This is a genomic window from Acinetobacter suaedae (assembly GCF_008630915.1).
Classification (GTDB): domain Bacteria; phylum Pseudomonadota; class Gammaproteobacteria; order Pseudomonadales; family Moraxellaceae; genus Acinetobacter; species Acinetobacter suaedae.
Map to the genome: position 1 here is coordinate 1,303,543 of NZ_CP043909.1, position 21,540 is coordinate 1,325,082.

General features: G+C 39.3%; 18 protein-coding genes. 13 read left to right on the forward strand and 5 right to left on the reverse strand.

Going from position 1 to position 21,540, the window contains the following annotated elements; all coding sequences use genetic code 11:
• Positions 1-34 precede the first annotated feature (34 nt).
• Positions 35-1,330: an OprD family outer membrane porin gene (locus F2A31_RS06120; RefSeq protein ID WP_150025625.1), complete on the forward strand. Its 1,296-nt coding sequence runs from the start codon at positions 35-37 to the stop codon at positions 1,328-1,330.
• 129 nt (positions 1,331-1,459) lie between these two features.
• Here F2A31_RS06120 and hpxO read toward each other — a convergent pair whose 3' ends face one another.
• Together hpxO and F2A31_RS06130 are read right to left on the reverse strand one after the other, a co-directional pair.
• Entirely contained in the window at positions 1,460-2,617 is a 1,158-nt protein-coding gene (gene hpxO, locus F2A31_RS06125) for an FAD-dependent urate hydroxylase HpxO (RefSeq protein ID WP_150025626.1), read from the reverse strand.
• A 179-nt stretch (positions 2,618-2,796) separates the two neighbouring features.
• The gene (locus F2A31_RS06130) at positions 2,797-3,507 is read right to left on the reverse strand and encodes a FadR/GntR family transcriptional regulator (protein WP_005082543.1); all 711 of its coding nucleotides are present in this window, start codon (positions 3,505-3,507) and stop codon (positions 2,797-2,799) included.
• A 166-nt stretch (positions 3,508-3,673) separates the two neighbouring features.
• Here F2A31_RS06130 and alc point away from each other — a divergent pair, with 166 nt between their 5' ends.
• Complete coding sequence (gene alc / locus F2A31_RS06135) at positions 3,674-4,678, forward strand: allantoicase (protein WP_150025627.1); 1,005 nt, start codon at positions 3,674-3,676, stop codon at positions 4,676-4,678.
• Positions 4,679-4,933: 255 nt separating this feature from the next.
• On the forward strand, positions 4,934-5,464 hold the full coding sequence (locus F2A31_RS06140) for an ureidoglycolate lyase (protein WP_150025628.1): 531 nt from the start codon (positions 4,934-4,936) through the stop codon (positions 5,462-5,464).
• 12 nt (positions 5,465-5,476) lie between these two features.
• Here F2A31_RS06140 and F2A31_RS06145 read toward each other — a convergent pair whose 3' ends face one another.
• Positions 5,477-6,490 carry an isopenicillin N synthase family dioxygenase gene (locus F2A31_RS06145; RefSeq protein WP_150025629.1) on the reverse strand — a complete coding sequence of 338 codons (1,014 nt, stop codon included), beginning with the start codon at positions 6,488-6,490 and terminating at the stop codon, positions 5,477-5,479.
• Between the two features lie 671 nt (positions 6,491-7,161).
• Here F2A31_RS06145 and F2A31_RS06150 point away from each other — a divergent pair.
• Genes F2A31_RS06150 through F2A31_RS06165 form a run of 4 tightly spaced genes read left to right on the forward strand, consistent with a single transcriptional unit; the run spans position 7,162 to position 11,233 of the window.
• A complete protein-coding gene (locus tag F2A31_RS06150) occupies positions 7,162-8,139 on the forward strand; it encodes an ABC transporter substrate-binding protein (protein ID WP_150025630.1) in 978 nt (325 codons plus the stop codon).
• Between the two features lie 52 nt (positions 8,140-8,191).
• Positions 8,192-9,007: an ABC transporter ATP-binding protein gene (locus F2A31_RS06155; protein ID WP_150025631.1), complete on the forward strand. Its 816-nt coding sequence runs from the start codon at positions 8,192-8,194 to the stop codon at positions 9,005-9,007.
• Positions 9,000-9,794, forward strand: coding sequence for an ABC transporter permease (locus F2A31_RS06160; protein WP_017396342.1), 795 nt, complete (start codon positions 9,000-9,002; stop codon positions 9,792-9,794). The genes F2A31_RS06155 and F2A31_RS06160 overlap by 8 nt, the downstream gene beginning before the upstream one ends.
• On the forward strand, positions 9,791-11,233 hold the full coding sequence (locus F2A31_RS06165; protein WP_150025632.1) for an amidohydrolase family protein: 1,443 nt from the start codon (positions 9,791-9,793) through the stop codon (positions 11,231-11,233). The genes F2A31_RS06160 and F2A31_RS06165 overlap by 4 nt, the downstream gene beginning before the upstream one ends.
• Before the next feature lie 269 nt (positions 11,234-11,502).
• Here F2A31_RS06165 and puuE read toward each other — a convergent pair whose 3' ends face one another.
• Together puuE and F2A31_RS06175 are read right to left on the reverse strand one after the other, a co-directional pair.
• Complete coding sequence (puuE, locus tag F2A31_RS06170) at positions 11,503-12,462, reverse strand: allantoinase PuuE (protein WP_150025633.1); 960 nt, start codon at positions 12,460-12,462, stop codon at positions 11,503-11,505.
• A gap of 104 nt (positions 12,463-12,566) precedes the next feature.
• Entirely contained in the window at positions 12,567-13,523 is a 957-nt protein-coding gene (locus tag F2A31_RS06175) for a LysR family transcriptional regulator (protein WP_005082563.1), read from the reverse strand.
• 175 nt (positions 13,524-13,698) lie between these two features.
• Here F2A31_RS06175 and F2A31_RS06180 point away from each other — a divergent pair, with 175 nt between their 5' ends.
• The 6 genes from F2A31_RS06180 to hutG all read left to right on the forward strand — a co-directional run bounded on the left by F2A31_RS06180 (position 13,699) and on the right by hutG (position 21,520).
• Positions 13,699-14,754: an aromatic ring-hydroxylating oxygenase subunit alpha gene (locus F2A31_RS06180; RefSeq protein ID WP_150025634.1), complete on the forward strand. Its 1,056-nt coding sequence runs from the start codon at positions 13,699-13,701 to the stop codon at positions 14,752-14,754.
• A 144-nt stretch (positions 14,755-14,898) separates the two neighbouring features.
• Entirely contained in the window at positions 14,899-15,651 is a 753-nt protein-coding gene (hutC, locus tag F2A31_RS06185; RefSeq protein ID WP_125502312.1) for a histidine utilization repressor, read from the forward strand.
• 333 nt (positions 15,652-15,984) lie between these two features.
• A complete protein-coding gene (gene hutU, locus F2A31_RS06190) occupies positions 15,985-17,661 on the forward strand; it encodes a urocanate hydratase (protein ID WP_150025635.1) in 1,677 nt (558 codons plus the stop codon).
• Positions 17,662-17,750: 89 nt separating this feature from the next.
• A complete protein-coding gene (gene hutH, locus F2A31_RS06195) occupies positions 17,751-19,289 on the forward strand; it encodes a histidine ammonia-lyase (protein WP_004639564.1) in 1,539 nt (512 codons plus the stop codon).
• 71 nt (positions 19,290-19,360) lie between these two features.
• On the forward strand, positions 19,361-20,569 hold the full coding sequence (gene hutI, locus F2A31_RS06200; protein WP_150025636.1) for an imidazolonepropionase: 1,209 nt from the start codon (positions 19,361-19,363) through the stop codon (positions 20,567-20,569).
• Between the two features lie 30 nt (positions 20,570-20,599).
• On the forward strand, positions 20,600-21,520 hold the full coding sequence (hutG, locus tag F2A31_RS06205) for a formimidoylglutamase (protein WP_150025637.1): 921 nt from the start codon (positions 20,600-20,602) through the stop codon (positions 21,518-21,520).
• Positions 21,521-21,540: the final 20 nt, after the last annotated feature.

The following is a 21,540-nucleotide window of genomic DNA, read 5'->3' on the forward strand; positions in this document are numbered from 1 at the left end:
GTTGATTTTTTAAATGAATCATTAGGGGAATATTATGAAAAATTTTACTTTGAAATCGGTGACTCTGCTTATCGCAATGGGGAGCATGGGCCAAGTTTGGGCTGCGGATACGAGCTTGAATGGGCTGTTTAATTTAGGGCAAGACTGCAAAGTGCAAGATAATTCAGTTAAATCCGTACAAGAAATGCTGGGTTGTGGAGCGATACATGGCACAGTTAAAACAGCTTATTATTCTTTGAATAATGGTTATTTTGTCAATAATCTCAATCAAGATACAGTTTCCATTGGTGGTTATATTAGATATGAAACAGCGCCTTTTTACGGCGTACAAGCAGCCATTGGTTATGATCTGCAACGTCGTTTAGATGAAAAAAATAAAAATGATGAAGTATCTGAGTTAAAAGAAGATCGTGATGGCTTGGCGGAAGCCTATGTGACTTGGAAAAATGATTTCGCACGGGTGACGGTCGGTAATCAGCGTCTTAATTTACCATTTATGGGGGATTATGCAGATCGGCGTATTTTAATGGCTTTGTACCAAGCTGCGGATCTCCAAGTGGGAAATAACACAGACTTTATACGCTTAACCAAGGTCAATAAATTTAAAAGTTATGCTGATGATGAATTTACCAAAACCACACGTCAAAATCCTAATACTCAATCAGATGGTGTGTGGTCAGTTGGTGCTGGTAAGAGTTTTGATATCGCCGAAGATAAGAAGCTTAAAGCCCAATTTTGGTATCAAGACTATGATGATTACACGCGTTTGATTTATACCCAAGCAGATTTGTCTTTGCCAAAATTGAATTATTCGCCAGAGTTTTCTATGCAATATATTTCGGGTAAAGATCAAGGGAAAGCTTTGGCTGGAGAGGTAGATAGCCAAATTTTGGGGGTTCAGGCGACGTTTAAAGTTTTGTCAAAAGCAAGTTTGAAAGTGGCCTATAACTATATCAAACCAGATAGCGAAAGTTATCTAAATGGTGCTTTATTAACGCCATACGCTACTAAAACTTCTTCAGGTGAAATTTTCGCACAACCTTTTTTTACCAGTACTCAGGATCTAGGCGCAGGGAATGCTTTTATGACGTCCTTGGAAGGAAAGCTCACAGATCAAGTGATTGCGGGTGCTCGATATTCTTTTATGGATTTGAAAGAGGCTGATCATGTTGCGAGTCGTAATCAGTCTGAGTATATGGTTTTTGGAATTTATAATTTCACAGGCGCTTTAAAAGGATTTAGTGTGAGTAACTTCTTTGGTATCCAAACTTCACCACGTTATGAAAAAGACTTTTTACAAAATCGATTTACATTGAGCTATAAGTTTTAAAGTCTGCTTTATTCCAATTGCCTATTTCAGCTATGAAATGGGCTTTTTATTAGTTTTATAAGTTTGCTTGATTAAATTATTTAGATAAAAAAAGCCCCCATTGAAGGGGGGAGTTAAAACTTTATGTTATTAATCTAAAGGATTTCCCACAATATTGCTAATAATTCCTTGCATGATGTGCGAACCTTGTTCTGTATAGAGTGATTGATACCACTCTTCAGTCACTTTTTGATCTTTCATATGCGTTACATCACAACGCTTACGAGCACGTAATACCATTTCTTTGGTTCGGTCATTACGTTTGTTCTGGTATCTTTCTAGTGCATCACTTAGCCCAAAAGTATTTATTTGCAAAGCACGTGCCAAGTAAATAGCATCTTCCATTGCTTGGCAACCGCCTTGCCCAATGTCTGGGGTGGTACTGTGTGCTGCATCGCCAAGTAAAACGGCACGACCTTTATAAAAATTCATAAAAGGTTCAATATCATGGATTTCAACGCGATTGGTTTTTTGCTCATCTAAACGATCAATCAGTTGATGCACAGGTGGACACCAATCTTTGAAATATTTTTTCAGCTCAGTTTTATATTGATCACGTTGATTGGGTAGACCTGCTTCTATAGGCACATCAAAAAAGAAATAGAAACGATTTTGTGCTACAGGCATAAGTGAGACACGTTTTCCTTCACCGACATAGGTTGTCCATTGTTGCGCTGGTGCAATTTTTTCATCAATTTCAACTAGCCCATTCCAATTGACATAACCAGCATAACGTCGTTCAACTTGATGGCCGAGTACAAACTTGCGTGTGATGGAGTGGGTTCCATCCGCACCAATTAATAGATCAGCTTGAATCTCGGAACCATCGGCAAAACGAATGCTGACATATTCAGACTGATTTTCAATCTCGGTCATTCTCATGCCTAGTTTAATATTTTCTAAGCCAAATGTTTGCATGAGCAGGCGTTGTAAATCTGCACGTGCAACAGGGTAGGCACGTTGTCCAACTTCTTTGTATAAAGGAGTTAAACTAAATTGAGTCATGGTTTGACAAGTGAGACCATCGATATAGGAAAGAGACTCCATTTCTCCGCCTAAAGCTTGAATTTGATCAGTCAAACCAAGGTAATTTAGACATTTAACGCCGTTCGACCATAGTGATATTGCTGCGCCTACCGGTAAAATTTCTGCTGCTTGTTCATAAATCGTGACTTGATGTCCAAATTTTTTTAAAGCGATACCAGCAGTTAAACCGCCCATACCTGCACCTACAATCGCAATATTCATCTTTTAGACCCTAATTTTAGAACTATAAATTTCTAATAAGTCTTAAGCGAGAATTGTGCCAATTTTATTTGGTGGTTTAACAGGTCATACCAGTTATTATGCGCTATGAAGAAGCGGAAATAAGATGAGTGTTTCGATGTGGTTCAAAGTTTGAGTTAAAGTGGTGCATGGGTATTTTATCAAGACTCATGACGAGAAAAATAAACACCAGCACGTTGAGCAGCGCCAATAATATGTGCCTGCATTGCCTTTTCAGCCGCTAAAGCATCTTGTTTAAAGAGTGCCTGTAAAATCGCATCATGTTCTTTTATGGTTTTAAATGCTAAATTTGGTTGAACAAAAGGAAGAATCTGACTTTTCTTAATCCATTCATTATGCATTTTAAGTGTTTGAATGATCGACTGATTATGACTTAAATCAATGATATGTTGATGAAATGCATAATCAAATTCAGAAGCAGCTTGCCAATTTTGTTGCAAAATTGCATTTGAGAGCGCTTCATAGTGTTGTTTTAAAATTAATTTATCTTGTTCAGTTAGATATTCACATGCCAGCAGGGCGCAAAACCCTTCAAGTACGTAGCGTAATTGATAAAAATCTTTTAAAGAAATGCGATGTTCACCTTCCCATTGTTCTGCTGCTTTACTGTGTTGTGAGATGACATACACCCCTTTACCAGCCTTGATTTCTAATAGACCTAAAGCGGCAAGGCGGGTCAAAGCTTCACGCAGAGAAGCGCGGCTAATTCCTAATTGCGTGGCAAGATCACGTTGAGAGGGTAATGCAGAACCAATTGCATAAGTACCTTCCTGAATGCGTTGATGAATGACTTCCACTGCTTGCTCAGTCACTTGAGATGATTTTCCATTGAGCATTGCTTGTGGACTCATAAACATCGTTTCCTAAAAATAAAATGAACAATTTGATTCTACACAAAATTTATAAATTTAAATTGCTTCAAAGCTAAAATTAGATAATTATTTATAACAGGTCAGACCAGTTGGACTGGATTTTGCATAGAATGAACCATATGAAAATGTTTTGTAGGATTGATTAATGACGGTGCATATTGCCAAAGTAGTAGCTTTGCCAGATAACTTACAGGGTTTAACCAATTTAGCTGATGCGCGCATTGGCGCGAGCATTGTGTCTTGCTCTGATGAGTTTTTTGCAAGTGCGGAAAGAATGTTACAACCAGAACCTGCAAAATTCATCGAAGGCAAGTTCGATGATCATGGGAAATGGATGGATGGATGGGAAACACGTCGTAAGCGTGAAGCAGGATACGATTGGTGTATTGTGCGTTTGGGTGTAACTGGAAAAGTTTCAGGTTTTGATCTCGATACTTCTTTTTTCACAGGGAATTATCCTGCTTCTGCATCGATTGAAGGGTGTTATGCACCTGATGATCAACTGGAAAATATCACTTGGATTCCATTGTTAGAAAACTCGGTTTTGTCTCCAGATCATCATCATTTTTTTAGTTGTGAAGTACATAAAATCAGCCACATTCGACTTAATATTTTCCCTGATGGCGGTGTTGCTCGTTTACGTGTTTATGGCAATGTTGTACTGGAAAATATAGATTCAACCCAACAAATTGATCTGATTGGTTTGAAAAATGGAGGGCGTATTGTTGCATTTAGTGATGCGCACTATGGGCATCCGAATAATTTACTCAGCCCAGATCGCGGCATCAATATGGGAGATGGTTGGGAAACCAAGCGCCGTCGTGAACCTGGTTTTGACTGGTGCGTTATTGCCTTAGGTCAAGCGGGGCACGTAGAAAAAATAGAAATTGATACAGCACATTTTAAGGGTAATTTTCCTGCTTTTTGTTCGATACAAGCTGCTTATGTTGAGGATGCTACGGATGCTCAGTTGATTCCTCAGAGTATGTTTTGGCCTTTTGTGTTAGAGCAGCAACCGTTATCAATGGATGCGATTCATGCATATATTGCCGAAATTTTGCAGCATCAAAAAGTGAACTATATTCGTGTCAATATGATCCCAGATGGTGGAATTAGTCGGATTCGCTTGTGGGGCAAAATCACAGAATGAAATTGTTTCTTCAGTAATGAGCATGGTCATATAAGTTTTGATAAAACAGATCATTTTTAAATTGGTATTTGCTTACTTTTGAAAGATCAAAAGTAACAAAAATCTTTTGTTAGGCTGATGGCACATCCTTGATGCCACAGCCTAACGGGCGGCATCCATGCCGCCTAGCTCGATAGCAAATGTTCATTATGCATTGGATTAGAGAAGAACAATCTACGAAGTTTCGTTCTGCTAAAATAAAGTGAAGTTCAATATATGAGAAAAAACATCCAAATTCAGCCTTTAACTCAAGAGAGTTTTTCCGCTTTTGGTGATGTGATTGAAAAAGAAAATCATGATTTTTTTTCGATTAACCAAGGTTTAACGCAGCGCTATCATGCATTATCAGTTGCTCAAATTACTGGTGATCACGTTACTGTGGGGATGAGTATTTTTCATAACTTATGTGCAACACAGATTCCGTTTAAAATAGTTATGCTTGAACGTCATCCTTACGGCTCACAATCGTTCATTCCATTACAACAACAAAAATTTATCATTATTGTGGCTTTACCTTTGGATCACTCACAACCAGATGAACAGCAAATCTATGCCTTTCTAAGTAATGGTAAGCAGGGTATTACCTATCGCCAAGGGGTTTGGCATCATCCATTAATTACTTTAGAAGCTGAAAGTGATTTTTTAGTGGTGGATCGTATTGGTGGTGGACAAAATTGTGATGTACATCATCTGGTTGAACCGAAGTGGATTATTGAACAGAAACAGTCAGAGATTTCAAGTCTCTGACCGCAAAGTTACTTAATATTTCCCTTTAAAATTTGCACTAATTCTTTGTTTTAGATATTCCTTTGCCGTGATTGCTGGATATTTCTTTTGCGGACTTTCGATGATCACATCTTCATTGGCTTGACAGAAGAATGCCAAACTATAACGTGCGCCTTGATATTCATGGGCTTCAGGATTTTTAACGCGATGAAAATTTGATGGAAGTTGATCATCACTCCAGCGCATCAACATATCACCAATATTACAAGTGATTACATCATCACGCGGTTCAATACTTGTCCATTGTTGTTGGTCCATGTCTTTACCAGGACAAACTTGCAGACCACCTTGGCCTTTGCGCTGAAATAGTAAGGTTAAGCAATCAAAATCGGTATGTGCACCAGCACGCCATAACCCCAGTTGATCTTTGATGGCTGGATCAATTGCATAATAGTGCAGCATCCGGAGTGTACTTTGATAAGTTTCTTGATCAGGATCATGTGCTAGCGTAAAGAAATTATCTGCGAATCCAAGTTTGTAAGCAAAGCAAGATAATATTTTCATACCCACTTGCCAGCATGCTTTTTCAAACTCAAGCATTGTGGTCTTAAATGTTGGTAATTCTTGTTCGCTGGGATACAACCCCATCATTCTTGGGCGCGTAATTTGATAGGATTCTTTCTGATCGGGCGTACTTGTAGATGGGCGAATTTGAGCTTTACTTTCCCAGCCAGCATTTCGATTCAAAGGGTATTGGGATTTGATATGTGTAGGTAGCTCAAAAAACTTTTTTGTCATTTCAAAAGCATTTTGAATTTGTTCTAAATTAATCCCGTGATTTGAAACTTGAAAAAAACCAATATCAGTTGCCGCAGACCAAAGCTGTTCTGCAATTTCATATTTACGATCTTCAAAGTTGGAAAGATCAATGATACGAACTTCTCTTTCAAAAGTTTCTTGACCCAAAGCCCCCATACGTGCTTCTTTTTGCAGCTCTTCTAAACTGTAATTATTTTCAGCTAAATTGGTCATGTTCGCGCTATTCATATTTCACCTCAATTGTTGAATAAACCATGACCCAATCAAATTGAATGAAAGGCGACTGGGTCATTTTTTCAAAAAAGAGCAACACATCCTAAATAAATAGAATGTGAGCTTATTTCTGAGCAATGACCCACATATATTGTTTAAATATATGCTGAACGCTTCTACTCCGACAAATCAATATAAGCATTTTTTATACCAATCTAAAAAGAGATTAATTTATGACCTTGATGTATATAAAATATGAGAAATAATATTGACCAATACAGAATATTTGAATGTCTAAAATTATAGTTTAATATTTGATCCTTTTTTGTGCATGTTATGGTTTAAAAATGGTGCATTTTATTTGTCTATCTAAAATTATTCAAAATTAAAAGTAATGTTAATACAAAATAGATGGCTGATGTGAAATTAAAAGAAAAAATATTAGCCTATCTTTATGAAATATATCGATTAAATAAATGCTGGCATGGTGTTTGCTAAATCATAACTGAGTATAAGCGGTTAGTGTGTATTACACATGGGACATTGCTCTACAGCGTTAGCTGTTCCTCTTTTGGGGACAAAGTCATTTCAGGGCTTTGAGAGAATCTGTGTGCCTTTTTACATTCGATTTTTATTCCCCTAAAAGAACAGTGAAATGAGTTCAAACATATTTAGGGGTCTTACTTATGAAAATTCAGCACTATGTAGGCAAAGGGCGATTAGCTGTCATTGCGAGCGCATTACTATTCAGTTCATTTACTCAAGCTGCCGACAAATTAGTTTTACAAACCACATGGTATGCACAAGCAGAGCAAGGTGGTTATTATCAAGCTTTAGCACAAGGAATCTATAAAAAATATGGGCTAGATGTCGATATTAAAATCGGTGGCCCACAAGTCAATAATATGACGTTATTACTTTCTAAACGTGCAGATATTATTATTAATTATGATCTCCAAGTATTAAAAGGTATAGAAAGTAATTTTCCGATCAAGGCAATTGCTGCACCATTTCAATTTGATCCACAAGGTATTTTGACTCACAGCGATGTGAAATCTTTGGCAGATTTGAAAGGAAAAACAATTCTTGTATCTACCAGCGGACAAGCAAGCTGGTGGCCTTGGTTAAGAGAAAAATATAATTTAAATGCAGCTCAGGCTCGTCCTTATACTTTCAATATGCAACCATTTTTAGCAAGTAAAAATGTAGCTCAACAAGCCTATGCAACCTCAGAGGTGTTTCAAGCAAAAAAGGCTGAACCTTCGAGTAATTTTTTCTTATTCGCTGATGCTGGATACCCAGCCTATGGTGGAATTCTTGTGACTCGAAATGATGTCATTCAAGCAAAACCCGATGTTTTAAAACGTTTCGTACAGGCTTCTATGGAAGGTTGGAAAAACTACCTAGCCGATCCTCGTTTAGGCAATGCGATGATAAAAAAAGAAAATCCCAATATGAATGATGATCTATTGGCTTTTGCAGTTGATCAAATGAAAAAACGAAAATTGATTGATGGCGGAGATGCCAAAACTCGAGGGATTGGCGTGATGACAGACGCGCGTTGGAAAGCAACGCGTGATTTTATGGTAAATGCAGGTTTGCTCAATACTAAAACTAATTGGAAAGCGGCTTATACCACACAGTTCAATCCTGTAAGTAAATAACAATTACATCAGTAGGTTAGAAAATCAGACATTCGTCTCAAGGGGAAACCGCATGAATTCAGTTTTATCTGTAGATATTCCGACTACATCAAATTTTGTTACGCCAATGATTATGGTGCGTGGAGCCGAAAAAACCTATCCAAACGGCACACATGCTTTACAGCGACTTGATCTAGATATTGCACGAGGTGAAATTGTTTCTCTACTTGGACCATCGGGCTGTGGGAAAAGCACATTACTGAAGATGTTTGCTGATCTTGAGCAACCCTCAGCGGGGCAAGTTCGCTGGAATGGTAAGGCGGATATTCAATCACAATGCAAAATGGCAATGGTATTCCAAGAAGCCACACTTATGCCTTGGGCAACGATTGAGGAAAATGTACGTCTGCCACTTGATTTACAACACATTGCTAAGTCGAAAAGTTCCTCCAAAGTATCTGATGCTTTGAAAGCAGTAGGATTAGAGCAATTTGCGAAAGCTTATCCGCGTGAACTTTCAGGAGGAATGCAAATGCGCGCTTCTCTTGCTCGTGCATTAGTGACAGAGCCAGATTTATTACTCATGGATGAACCCTTTGGAGCTTTAGATGAGTTTACTCGACATAAACTCGATAGTGATATCCGAAAACTTTGGTCTGAACGCGATTTAACCGTTGTTTTTGTTACTCATAGTATTTACGAAGCAGTGTATTTGTCTTCTAGAGTGATCGTGATGGGTGCAAGACCTGGTCGAGTAATCGCAGATTTAGAAGTGGATGGACCATATCATCGAGATGAATCTTTTAGAACATCTGATGCGTTTATTAAACAATGTGCACATTTTTCTGCTTTGTTGGCTCAAGCAAACGGAGGGCATGATCATGGTTAAACCTTTAATACAACATCCTGTTATGCAACGTATTGCAGCGCCATTCATGCTTGGCTGCTTCTTATTACTCACATGGCAATTGAGTTTTCAGCAATTAGAAGTTCCCGTTTATGTTGTACCAAAGCCAAGTGATATTGTGATGGCACTGATGAATCAATCTTCGCTGTTGTTTGGTAGTTTATGGGTGACGTTAAAGATCACATTACTTGCTTTTGCTTGTGCAGTGATTATTGGAACTTTAATTGCTTTTCTATTTGTACAAAGTCGTGTTGTAGAAGCATGTTTTATGCCTTATGCCATTTTATTTCAGGTGACTCCGATCGTGGCGATTGCACCTTTAGTGATTATTTGGATTCAAAATACCACTTTGGCATTGGTGGTATGCGCCATGTTAGTCGCTGTTTTCCCAATACTCACCAACACAACTTTAGGTCTACGTAGTGTCAATAAAGGGCTACTTAATCTTTTTCAGATTAATAAAGCCAGTCGTTGGCAAATTCTGATGCGCCTACGTGTGCCGAATGCGTTGCCTTATTTCTTTGGTGGCCTACGGATTTCATGTGGTTTAGCGCTTATAGGAGCGGTAGTTTCCGAGTTCGTTGCAGGTGCTGGCGGTACAAGTGCAGGTTTAGCCTATCAAATTTTACAGGCAGGATTCCAACTAGATTTACCTTTAATGTTTGCTGCACTGTTTCTCATTACTTGTACAGGCTTAGGGCTGTTTGTATTGATGTCTTTATTAAGTCGTGTATTTCTTCGTAAATGGCATGAGAGTGAACAAGTATGATGAATAATAGTTATTTGATTAAAAATGCCCATGCTATTTTGACTGGTTTATCAGGTACTGCTGCTCGATCTTCTGCGCCAGACATTCGTATCCAAGCTGGAGTAATTACTGAAATTGGACAATTGGCTGAGTATGAAAATGAACAGGTAGTAAATGCGAAAGATTGTGTTATTTATCCTGCATGGGTAAATACCCACCACCATTTATTTCAGTCTTTATTAAAAGGAGAGCCTCAGGGTTTAAATCAAAATTTAAGTTCATGGCTCGCGACTACACCGTATCGTTTTCGTGGTGCATTTGATGAAATGACATTTCGAATCGCAGTGCGTATAGGTTTAATTGAGTTACTACGCTCAGGTTGTGCAACAGTTGCGGATCACCATTATTTATATTGGCCAAAAATGCCGTTTGATGGTGCTGCTATTTTATTTGATGAAGCCGAAAAGCTCGGCATGCGTTTTGTATTATGTCGTGGTGGTGCAACGCTTACACGTGGTTTAGAAAGTGATTTACCACAAGCATTACGTCCAGAAAAATTTGATGCCTATATGGCTGACATAGAGCGGTTAGTTCATTTATATCATCAATCAGAAGGCAACTCTTTTAGAAAAATTGTAATGGCCCCCACATCAACTTTACATTCCATGACACCAGAACAATTTAGAGAAAGTGCAAAAATTGCTAGAAGGCTTGGTATTGGTATGCATAGTCATTTATCTGAAACGGTAGACTATTTGGACGCAGCAAAAGCTAAATTTAATATGACACCTGTGCAATATTGTGCTGAAAATGATTGGGTGGGCAATGATGTTTGGTTTGCTCATTTGGTGAAGCTATTACCAGAAGAAATCCAGATTTTGGGTCAAACAAAAACAGGAGTTGCACATTGTCCTCAAAGTAATGCACGTTTAGGCAGTGGTATCGCTGATTTGGTAAGTTTAGAAAAAGCTGGCATGACAATTTCGATTGGTGTTGACGGTGCGGCGTCCAACGAGGCTGCTGATATGTTGTCTGAAACGCATGCCGCATGGTTATTACAACGTGCGAGAAAAGGTATGTTGGCAAAGCCACAATATGAAGGTGGGATGTTTGAGGGCGGTGCTGATGCGGCAAGTATTGAAGATATTATTCGCTGGGGAACTGTCGGTGGTGCAAAAGTTCTCAGTTTAGATCAAGTCGGTACGATTGAGATCGGTCAACAAGCGGATTTGGTCTTGTATCGTTTGGATGATCCTCGTTATTTGGGCTTACACGATATGGCGATTGGTCCTATTGCAAGTGGTGGTCGCGCGTATATTAAAGCGATGTTTATTGCAGGTAAAATGGTGGTGGAAAATGACCAAATTCCTGATGTTGATATGATGGAGCTGGCTTCGCAAGCGAAACAATCAGTAAAGCTGTTACAGCAGCGGAGTATGGAGATGGCAAAAATAGCTTGAGTTTGATGAAAAAGTAATTTTAATTATTTTTCTATTGCTGGGTTCTTAAATTGTATACATTGGCATTAGTTTTTAATTGATCCAAAGACGAATTATTCTTGTATAAGCTTTAGCCTTACTTTTGACTGGGCAAAAGTAACAAAACCGCTTTGTTGAGCTGATGGCACATCCTTGATGCCACAGCTCAACGGCGGCATTCATGCCGCCAACCACAATAGTAAATAATAGTTAAAACTTTACTTATATACGCAAAAATACTTAGATGGTTTTTAAGTTATATCATCCGGATAAGGATGATATTTATACCAATGTTCCGCAATTTGCTGACGAGTACAAATCCATACCCGATCATGATTTTGCACATAATCCAAAAAGCGCTGTAATGCTTTAAAACGGGCAGGGCGACCTAGAATTCGACAATGCATCCCGATAGATAACATTTTCGGTGAAGTCGCTCCTTCAGCATACAGCACATCAAAAGCATCTTTTAAATACTCAAAAAAATCTTCACTACGATTGAAACCAGTCGGAGAGGCGAACTTCATATCATTCGTATCAAGCGTATATGGAATAATGAGATGTGGACGAGTTTCACCATTCTCTTTTGATAGTGTTGTCCAAAAAGGTAGATCATCCCCATAATAATCACTGTCATACTGAATCTGATCATAGTCAGCCAAGAGTTGACGGGTATTGGGACTATCACGCCCTGTATACCAACCTGTTGGATATTCCCCAAATAAATCTTTTAAAATTTGCATGGCTTCAGCCATATGTGCTTTCTCGGTTTCAATATCTACATTTTGATAATGAATCCAACGTAAACCATGCGAAACAACGTCATAGTGATTTTGTTTGATTGCTTCAACCACTAAAGGATTTCTTTGTAATGCCATCGCAACACCAAAAATCGTCATAGGTAAATGACGTTTGGCAAACTCCTGTTGAATTCGCCAAAACCCGACACGTGAACCATACTCGTAGATGGAATCCATAGAAAGGTGACGTGCAGGATAACTTTCAGCACCGCTAATTTCAGAAAGGAACTGCTCTGAACCATCATCACCATGCAAAATGTGTTTTTCTCCACCTTCTTCATAATTCAATACAAACTGAACGGCAATTTTGGCTTGATTTGGCCACTGAGCATGTGGAGGATGATTGGCATAACCTAGCATATCTCGAGGATAATCATGGGTGACATGGTTAGTTTGATCTATGAGTGTCATGGGTTTGCCTAAGAAGATGGAAATGTGAAACTTCTCATTAAATTACTCGATGGATTGTTTGGGTGTCAAACAATAAAATAATATAAATCATATGTTTGTGTGTTTTATTTTGGTGCGTTAATCGAGTTTATTTGCTGGGTAATCTTTATCATGCGCAATTTTAGTGCTTCCATGTGTTCAATGATTTGATTCATCATAATTTGTGATATTCGTGAGAGTTGCCGTTTTGGTGCAACACACAAGGCAAGGGTAATCGGATGTAATCCATTTTCGTGAATCGTTCTGAATTCAAATTCACCATTTTCAATAAAAGCATAGGCATCTAGATAACTCATGATACCAATGCCTAGACTGTTTCTAAGCAATGACAGCATCATACGAATATCGTTGCATTCAATTTGATGGGGAGGATTAAAATCATGTTTCTTATATAAAGCCATCACATGATCATGAATAATCAACGGTGCAGCAGCGATGATATGGTTGAATTCCAGTGTATCCGAGAAATAGATTTTTTCTTTGTTTGCTAAGGGATGTTGTTTGGGAATGACAAAACCGAGTGGCATTTCAATAAATGAGCTGACTTGCAATTGATGCTGATGTTTTGGATTGAGGATTAAACCAAAATCGAGTTCTGCATTAATTACGAGATCAGCAACATAGTCGCTATCTAACACGCGAATATTGAAATTAATCCAAGGATAATCTTGATGAATGGATTGAATAACATCCGTGACAAAACTTTCACTGAGCGCGGAAATGACACCAAAATCAATTGAACCTCTCTGTAAGCCTTGGATTTCATTCAAGCGCTTTTGTGTCATTTGAAAGTCTTTTTGCCAACTTCGCAAATCTGCATATAGCAACTCACCGGCCAAAGTTAGTTTTAAGCCATTTGGCAGGCGTTCAAATAAAGCTACACCAAGTTCCTCTTCAGCTAAAACGATCTGACGATGTACCGCTGAAACTGAAATAAAAAGCTGATCCGCTGCTTTTCTTAAACTACCGGTTTTGGCGACTGCAATAAAATATTCAGCGAAGCGAGAAAAGGGTAATGCCATTACATGTACGTTTTATAAAAAATAAGTATTTAAACAAAAGCAATTTTAGTGCCGTTACTGTTCTAATTTTTAGAATGAATGATCAAATTCATTCTAATAGACGAAAAAAATGTTCTGTTCCACACTGCATTTAAGCCATATCGATCCGTGATCTTTAGCAGAAAGAGAGCAAAACATGAATGCAATTCCTTTAATCAATCTTCCAAATAAACCTTGTCACAGTCAGTTTGACGATCAGGATTGGCATATATTGGCTCAACATTGGTATCCCGTAGCACGAGTTGAAGATGTAACGACTAAGCCACAGCAAGTCACGTTACTTGATCTGAATATGGCGATTTATAAAACTGAAAAGGGAAATATTCATTTGGTACGTGATATTTGCCCACATCGAGGTGTACCGTTAAGCAAGGGTTGGGTTGAAGGTGAAACAATTATTTGTCCTTATCACGGTTTGCATTTCAATGAACAAGGTAAATGCATAAAAATTCCTGCACAGCCTGATCTAACCAAAATTTCTGATCGTTTTTCCTTAACCAAATTTCCTGTGGTCATAAAATATGGTTTGGTATGGACGAGTATTTTAGGACGAGACGAAAGCTCGGCAAATTTCCCAGTACTGGATACATGGGATACAGAAGAACACCAAGAAATTTTACCTCCATATGTTGATATTGCTGGTTCAAGTGGTCGTCAATTAGAGGGTTTTATTGATGTGGCGCATTTTGCTTGGGTGCATCACAATGCATTTGCGGACAGAGAGAATCCTGTCGTTCCGAAGTATTCGACTGAACGCACCGATTATGGGTTACATACTGAATATGTCAGTAACGTCAGTAATTATCCACATGGGATGCAACATTTAGCGCCTGATGATTTCCTTTGGGAGCGGATTTTTGATGTTTATCCACCATTTTCAGCAGTATTGACGATTCATTTTCCAAATGATGGTGTATTAAAGATTTTAAATGCCTGTTGCCCAATCTCACATAATAAAACTCGATTGTTTGTACCACTAACACGTAACTTTGATACCACTGGGGATTTGCAAGCTGTTTATGACTTTAATGCACAAATTTTTGCAGAAGATCAAGAGATGGTAGAGTCTCAAAAACCTGAAGAATTACCTGTAGATATTACCATGGAAGCACATTTTGAAGCTGATCGCTCTTCAACCATGTATCGTCGTATATTGGCAGATTGGGGATTGAGTAAGCGCTATACCGTTTAGCTTACGAGTTTATCAACTCAAGAATTCAAGTGAACAAAATTCCATATTATTTAAAAGTGGGATTCTAATTGTATAAGCTTGTATATACAAATTGACACTAATCCATATACAATAGCTGAAAGTATTTTGTATGAGTTTTAGTCAATGTCAAGAACATCCAAGCAGAACGATTTGGATTTATCACTCGGGGAAGATAGTCCTGTTCCTTTATATTTACGTGTAAAGCAAATGATTTCACAAAAAATCTATGAAGGCACATGGACAGTCAATAAAAAGATTCCATCCGAGAGTGAACTAGTCAATTTGCTTGGTTGCAGTCGTATGACAGTCAACCGCGCTTTGCGTGAGTTGACTAGTGAAGGCTTGCTGGTACGTATACAAGGTGTAGGGTCTTTTGTTGCGGAAGGACAAGGGCGAACAGCTTTATTTCACGTGAATAATATTGCCGAAGAGATTATCGCTCGAAATCATAAGCATCGTGCAGAAGTGTTAGTGTTAGAGCAAATTCAAGCTGATGCAGAGCAGAGTGTGTTAATGCAGATGCGTGAAGGGCAAAAGCTATTTCATTCGATTATTGTGCATTATGAAAATGATGTGCCTGTACAAATAGAAGATCGTTTAGTCGATCCGGTGCTGATACCAGATTATTTAGCACAAGATTTTACAGCGATTACACCGAATGCATATTTGATGTCAAAAGCACCTGTAACCGAGGGTGAGCATGTGGTTACGGCGATTTTAGCTTCGGCTCAAGAATGTAAATGGTTGAAGATTAATAAAACCGAGCCTTGCCTATTGATTCGCCGTCGTACATGGTCAAATAAACAACTGATTTCCAGTGCGCGTTTGATTTATCCGGGTAGTCGTTATTATCTGGAAGGTAAGTTTACGCAATGATTTCATCTTTCTAATCTCATTGGAAATACTTGAAAAATATCGCTTTTAGTCAGCAAAATATACAACATGCTTGTCTAATAGCACTGAAAAAGTCTAATTTTATCTCTCTTTTTTAAAACCCATACAAATTGTAGTTGTATGGGTTTTTTGTTGTCGAATAAAAAATAAATTATTTTATTTCATATGCTTGAGATTTATTTTTAGAAATGGAATGAAATGCATCTTTTCAAGTTAAAAGTTTTGTGTAGTATATAGATGTATATACAAGTTAATACATGCTATATCGTAAAGAGCAGTTTAATTTGCTAACCAAATTCCATCGAAAGGAGTCTCATCGTGACAACGACAACAAAATTTCGTGACGTAGAAATTCGCGCACCACGTGGTACACAGCTCAGTGCTAAAAGTTGGTTAACTGAAGCGCCGTTACGCATGCTGATGAATAATCTTGACCCTGATGTTGCAGAAAATCCGAAAGAGCTTGTTGTTTACGGTGGGATTGGACGAGCAGCACGTAATTGGGAATGCTTTGATAAGATCGTTGAAACATTAAAAACACTCGAAGCGGATGAAACCCTATTGGTTCAATCAGGGAAACCTGTCGGCGTGTTCAAAACCCATAAAGATGCGCCACGTGTTCTGATTGCGAACTCGAATTTGGTTCCGCATTGGGCGAATTGGGAACATTTCAATGAGCTAGATGCAAAAGGTTTGGCGATGTACGGTCAAATGACAGCAGGTTCATGGATCTACATTGGTAGCCAAGGCATCGTACAAGGTACATACGAAACTTTTGTAGAAGCAGGTCGTCAACATTACAACGGTGATTTAACAGGTCGTTGGGTACTCACTGCTGGTTTAGGTGGTATGGGTGGTGCTCAACCATTAGCAGCAACATTGGCAGGTGCTTGTTCACTGAATATTGAATGCCAACAAACTAGTATCGATTTCCGTTTACGTACGCGTTATGTTGATGAGCAAGCAACAGATTTAGATGATGCGCTCGCACGTATTGAAAAATACACCAAAGAAGGTAAAGCTGTTTCGATCGCATTGCATGGTAATGCAGCAGAAATTTTACCTGAATTAGTTCGTCGCGGTGTACGTCCTGATATGGTCACTGACCAAACCAGTGCACATGATCCACTTAATGGTTATTTGCCAGTGGGTTGGACATGGGAAGAGTACCGTGAGCGTGCTAAAACTGAACCAGAAGTTGTGGTAAAAGCGGCTAAACAATCTATGGCAAAGCATGTCCAAGCGATGCTTGATTTCCAAAAAATGGGTGTGCCAACATTTGACTATGGCAATAACATTCGTCAAATGGCACAAGAAGAAGGTGTTGCGAACGCTTTTGATTTCCCAGGTTTTGTTCCTGCTTATATTCGTCCATTGTTCTGTCGTGGTGTAGGTCCATTCCGTTGGGTTGCATTGTCTGGTGATCCAGAAGATATCTATAAAACAGATGCAAAAGTAAAAGAGTTAATCCCTGATGATGAGCATTTGCATCGTTGGTTGGATATGGCGCGTGAACGTATTAGCTTCCAAGGTCTACCAGCACGTATTTGTTGGGTCGGTTTAGGTTTACGTGCAAAACTCGGTTTAGCTTTTAATGAAATGGTTCGCAGTGGTGAACTTTCTGCGCCGATCGTCATTGGTCGTGATCATTTAGATTCAGGTTCAGTATCAAGTCCGAATCGTGAAACAGAAGCGATGCAAGATGGTTCAGATGCAGTATCAGATTGGCCATTATTAAATGCGCTCTTGAACACCGCAGGTGGCGCAACTTGGGTATCGCTGCATCATGGTGGTGGTGTAGGTATGGGGTTCTCTCAACACTCTGGTGTCGTGATTGTATGTGATGGTACTGATGAAGCAGCAGCACGTATTGCACGTGTATTGACCAATGACCCTGCAACAGGAGTGATGCGTCATGCAGATGCAGGTTATGACATTGCGATTGATTGTGCTAAAGAGCAAGGTTTGAACTTGCCAATGATTACTCAATAAAAAATCACTCAATCACATTTACGGCGTTTTTTGCAATTGTGTAAGAGGCGCTGTAAGAGAACAATATAGTTCAAAATAGGACACCAATCATGGAACTTCTCATTCAACCCGGCAAATTAACGCTAGCAGATCTTCGCCAAGCTTATTTAAATCCGATTAAAGTTAAACTTGATGAAAGTGCATCGGCTGCGATAGAGGCCAGCGTTGCTTGCGTGGAAAAAATTGTCAATGAAGGTCGTACTGCCTACGGGATTAATACAGGCTTTGGCTTGCTTGCCTCAACGAAAATTGCGCCTGAAGATTTAGAGAAACTACAACGTTCATTGGTTCTTTCGCACGCTGCAGGGGTTGGCGAGCCATTAGATGATGCAATGGTTCGTTTAATCATGTTGCTCAAAGCAAACAGCTTGGCACGTGGTTTCTCAGGTATTCGCCGTAAAGTAATTGATGCCATTATTGCGTTGATCAATGCGGAAGTCTATCCACATATTCCACTCAAAGGATCGGTTGGTGCTTCAGGTGATTTAGCCCCATTAGCACACATGTCATTGGTTTTATTAGGTGAGGGTAAAGCTCGCTATAAAGGTGAGTGGCTATCTGCTGTTGATGCACTAAAAGCGGCTGGTTTAGAACCAATCTCTCTTGCGGCTAAAGAAGGTTTGGCCTTATTAAATGGTACACAAGTATCAACAGCGTATGCGTTACGTGGTTTATTTGAAGCAGAAGATTTATTTGCAGCAGCTACGGTTTGTGGTGGTTTAAGCGTTGAAGCAATGTTGGGTTCACGTGCACCATTTGATGCTCGTATCCATGAAGCACGTGGTCAACGTGGGCAAATCGATGTTGCTGCGGCTTATCGTGACTTATTGACTGACTCAAGTGAAATTGCCCACTCACATGAAGATTGCAGCAAAGTTCAAGATCCATATTCACTGCGTTGCCAACCTCAAGTGATGGGTGCTTGTTTGACCCAAATTCGTCAAGCAGCGGAAGTATTAGAAATTGAATCAAATGCTGTGTCGGATAATCCACTGGTTTTCGCTGCTGAAGGTGATGTGATTTCAGGTGGTAATTTCCATGCTGAGCCTGTTGCGATGGCAGCAGATAATTTGGCATTGGCAATTGCAGAAATTGGTTCACTGTCTGAACGTCGTATTTCGATGATGATGGACCGCCATATGTCACAGCTTCCACCGTTCTTAGTTGCCAATGGTGGGGTCAATTCAGGATTTATGATTGCTCAAGTCACAGCCGCAGCTTTGGCAAGTGACAACAAAGCTTTAGCGCATCCTGCAAGTGTAGATAGTTTGCCAACTTCAGCAAACCAAGAAGACCATGTTTCTATGGCACCAAATGCAGGCAAACGTTTATGGTATATGGCTGATAATGTTCGTGGCATCTTGGCAGTGGAGTGGTTAGGTGCCTGTCAAGGTCTTGATTTCCGTGAAGGTTTAAAAAGCTCTCCGAAACTTGAACGTGCGCGTAAAGTGTTGCGTGATCAAGTGCCGTATTACAGTGAAGATCGTTTTTTTGCTCCTGATATTGAACAAGCAAGTGAGTTACTCGCAAGTGGTTGTTTGAATGAGCTCATTCTCCCAAATTTGTTACCGAGTTTAGTTAAAGCTTAATCAATAGAACTAGAACATGAAAGACAAAATAGCCTAAGTAGTTAATGCTTGGGCTATTTGAGGATAAATGCATGAAAAAGCTTTGGAAAAACTGTCATATTGCCACGATGCAAAATGGACAATATTCCAGTATAGAAAATGCAGCCATGGTGACAGATGGAAAGCATATTGATTGGATCGGTTTAGAAAAAGATGTACCTCAACTAGAGTTTGAAGAATCTATTGATCTCAATGGTGCATGGGTCACGCCTGGCATGATCGATTGTCATACCCATAGTGTTTTTGGGGGGAATCGTAGTGTTGAGTTCGAACAACGTTTACAAGGTGTGAGCTATGCGGAGATTGCTGCAAATGGTGGTGGGATCGCCAGTACTGTGCGGGCAACCCGTGAAGCAACTGAAGCGCAGTTACTTGAATCAGCGCTAAAACGTATTCGTTGCATGTTAAAAGAAGGTGTGACGACCATTGAAATCAAGTCAGGTTATGGCTTGGATTATGAAAATGAACGGAAAATGTTGCGTGTCATTCGTCAGATTGCACAAACATTACCTATGACTGTGAAAAGCACGTGCTTAGCTGCACATGCATTGCCGCCTGAATTTAAAGATCAAGGTGATGCCTATATTGAGCATATTTGTACAGAAATGTTGCCCAAACTGCATCAAGAAGGGCTTGTCGATGCTGTTGATGCGTTCTGTGAGTATTTAGCATTTTCACCTGAACAAGTTGAGCGTGTATTTAAAACAGCGAAAACATTAAATCTTCCAATTAAATTGCATGCAGAACAGCTTTCTTCATTGGGTGGTTCAAGTTTAGCTGCACGTTACCATGCATTATCTGCTGATCACTTAGAGTTCATGACGGAAGATGATGTTAAGGCAATGGCTGAGACTGGAACGGTTGCTGTGCTATTGCCCGGTGCATTTTATTTTTTGAGAGAAACCCAACTTCCGCCATTAGAAAGCCTGCATAAGCATGGTGTTCGGATTGCATTATCTAGCGATTTGAATCCAGGAACTTCACCAGCTTTGTCCTTACGTTTGATGTTGAATATGGGCAGTACTTTGTTTCGTTTAACGCCTGAACAAGCCTTGGCGGGTGTCACGATTCATGCCGCTCATGCATTAGGTTTACAGGCAACACACGGCAGCTTAGAACAGGGAAAATATGCGGATTTTATTGCATGGGATATTGAGCACCCTTCTGAAATTGTGTATTGGCTCGGCGGTGATTTAAGCAAAAGAATCGTACGACACGGTACTGAAATTTCGATCAGCTAAGTGCATAACATTTAAGTAGCGATATTAATTATGGATCATTCATTTAAGTGGCAAGGAAGAAATGATGGAGAAGGTGAGGCACATTTACGTATCCATCAGGTGGTCAATACCAGTCAACACGCCACATATGCATTCATTGGCTTTAGTTCAGATGAAGGCGTAAAGCGAAATAAAGGTCGTGTCGGTGCTGCGGATGCGCCAGATCTGATTCGTGCGCAATTGGCGAATTTACCTGTGCACCAACCTGTCACAATTGCTGATCTTGGAACCGTCGTTTGTGATAGTGGTAAGTTGGAGACCGCACAGGCTGAATTGGCTGATCAGGTTGAACGTTGTTTGAAACAGGGCATGAAACCGATCGTCTTAGGCGGTGGGCATGAGGTTGCTTTTGGTAGTTTTTCAGGTTTGTTTCAATATATTCAAAATCACGAGCCAAATAAAAAGATTGGAATTATCAATTTCGATGCCCATTTTGATCTTCGTGAAGCAGAGCAAGTCACTTCAGGCACGCCTTTTCTCAATGCAGCAACATTATCAGCACAACATCAGCAAGAATTTCATTATCTATGCATTGGTGTGGCGAAGCATTCAAATACCAAAATTTTGTTTGAAACAGCAGATCGTTTGAACAGTACTTATATTTACGATAATGAATTACAACAGAAAAATGTCGAAAATATAATCTTAAAAATACAAAAATTTATCGGAAAAGTTGACTATTTGTATATTACAGTTGACCTTGATGTATTTAGTGCTAGCATTGCGCCGGGTGTAAGCGCACCGGCGGTAAAAGGAGTTGATTTATCGGTATTTGATCCATTATTAGAAGCCATTAAGGAAACCGGCAAAATTAAAGTTTTTGATGTGGCTGAATGTAATCCACGGTTCGATTTGGATAGCAGAACTGCCAAATTAGCCGCTTATATAATTTTTAACTATATATTTGATTGATGGTTCACGTGAACTTATCA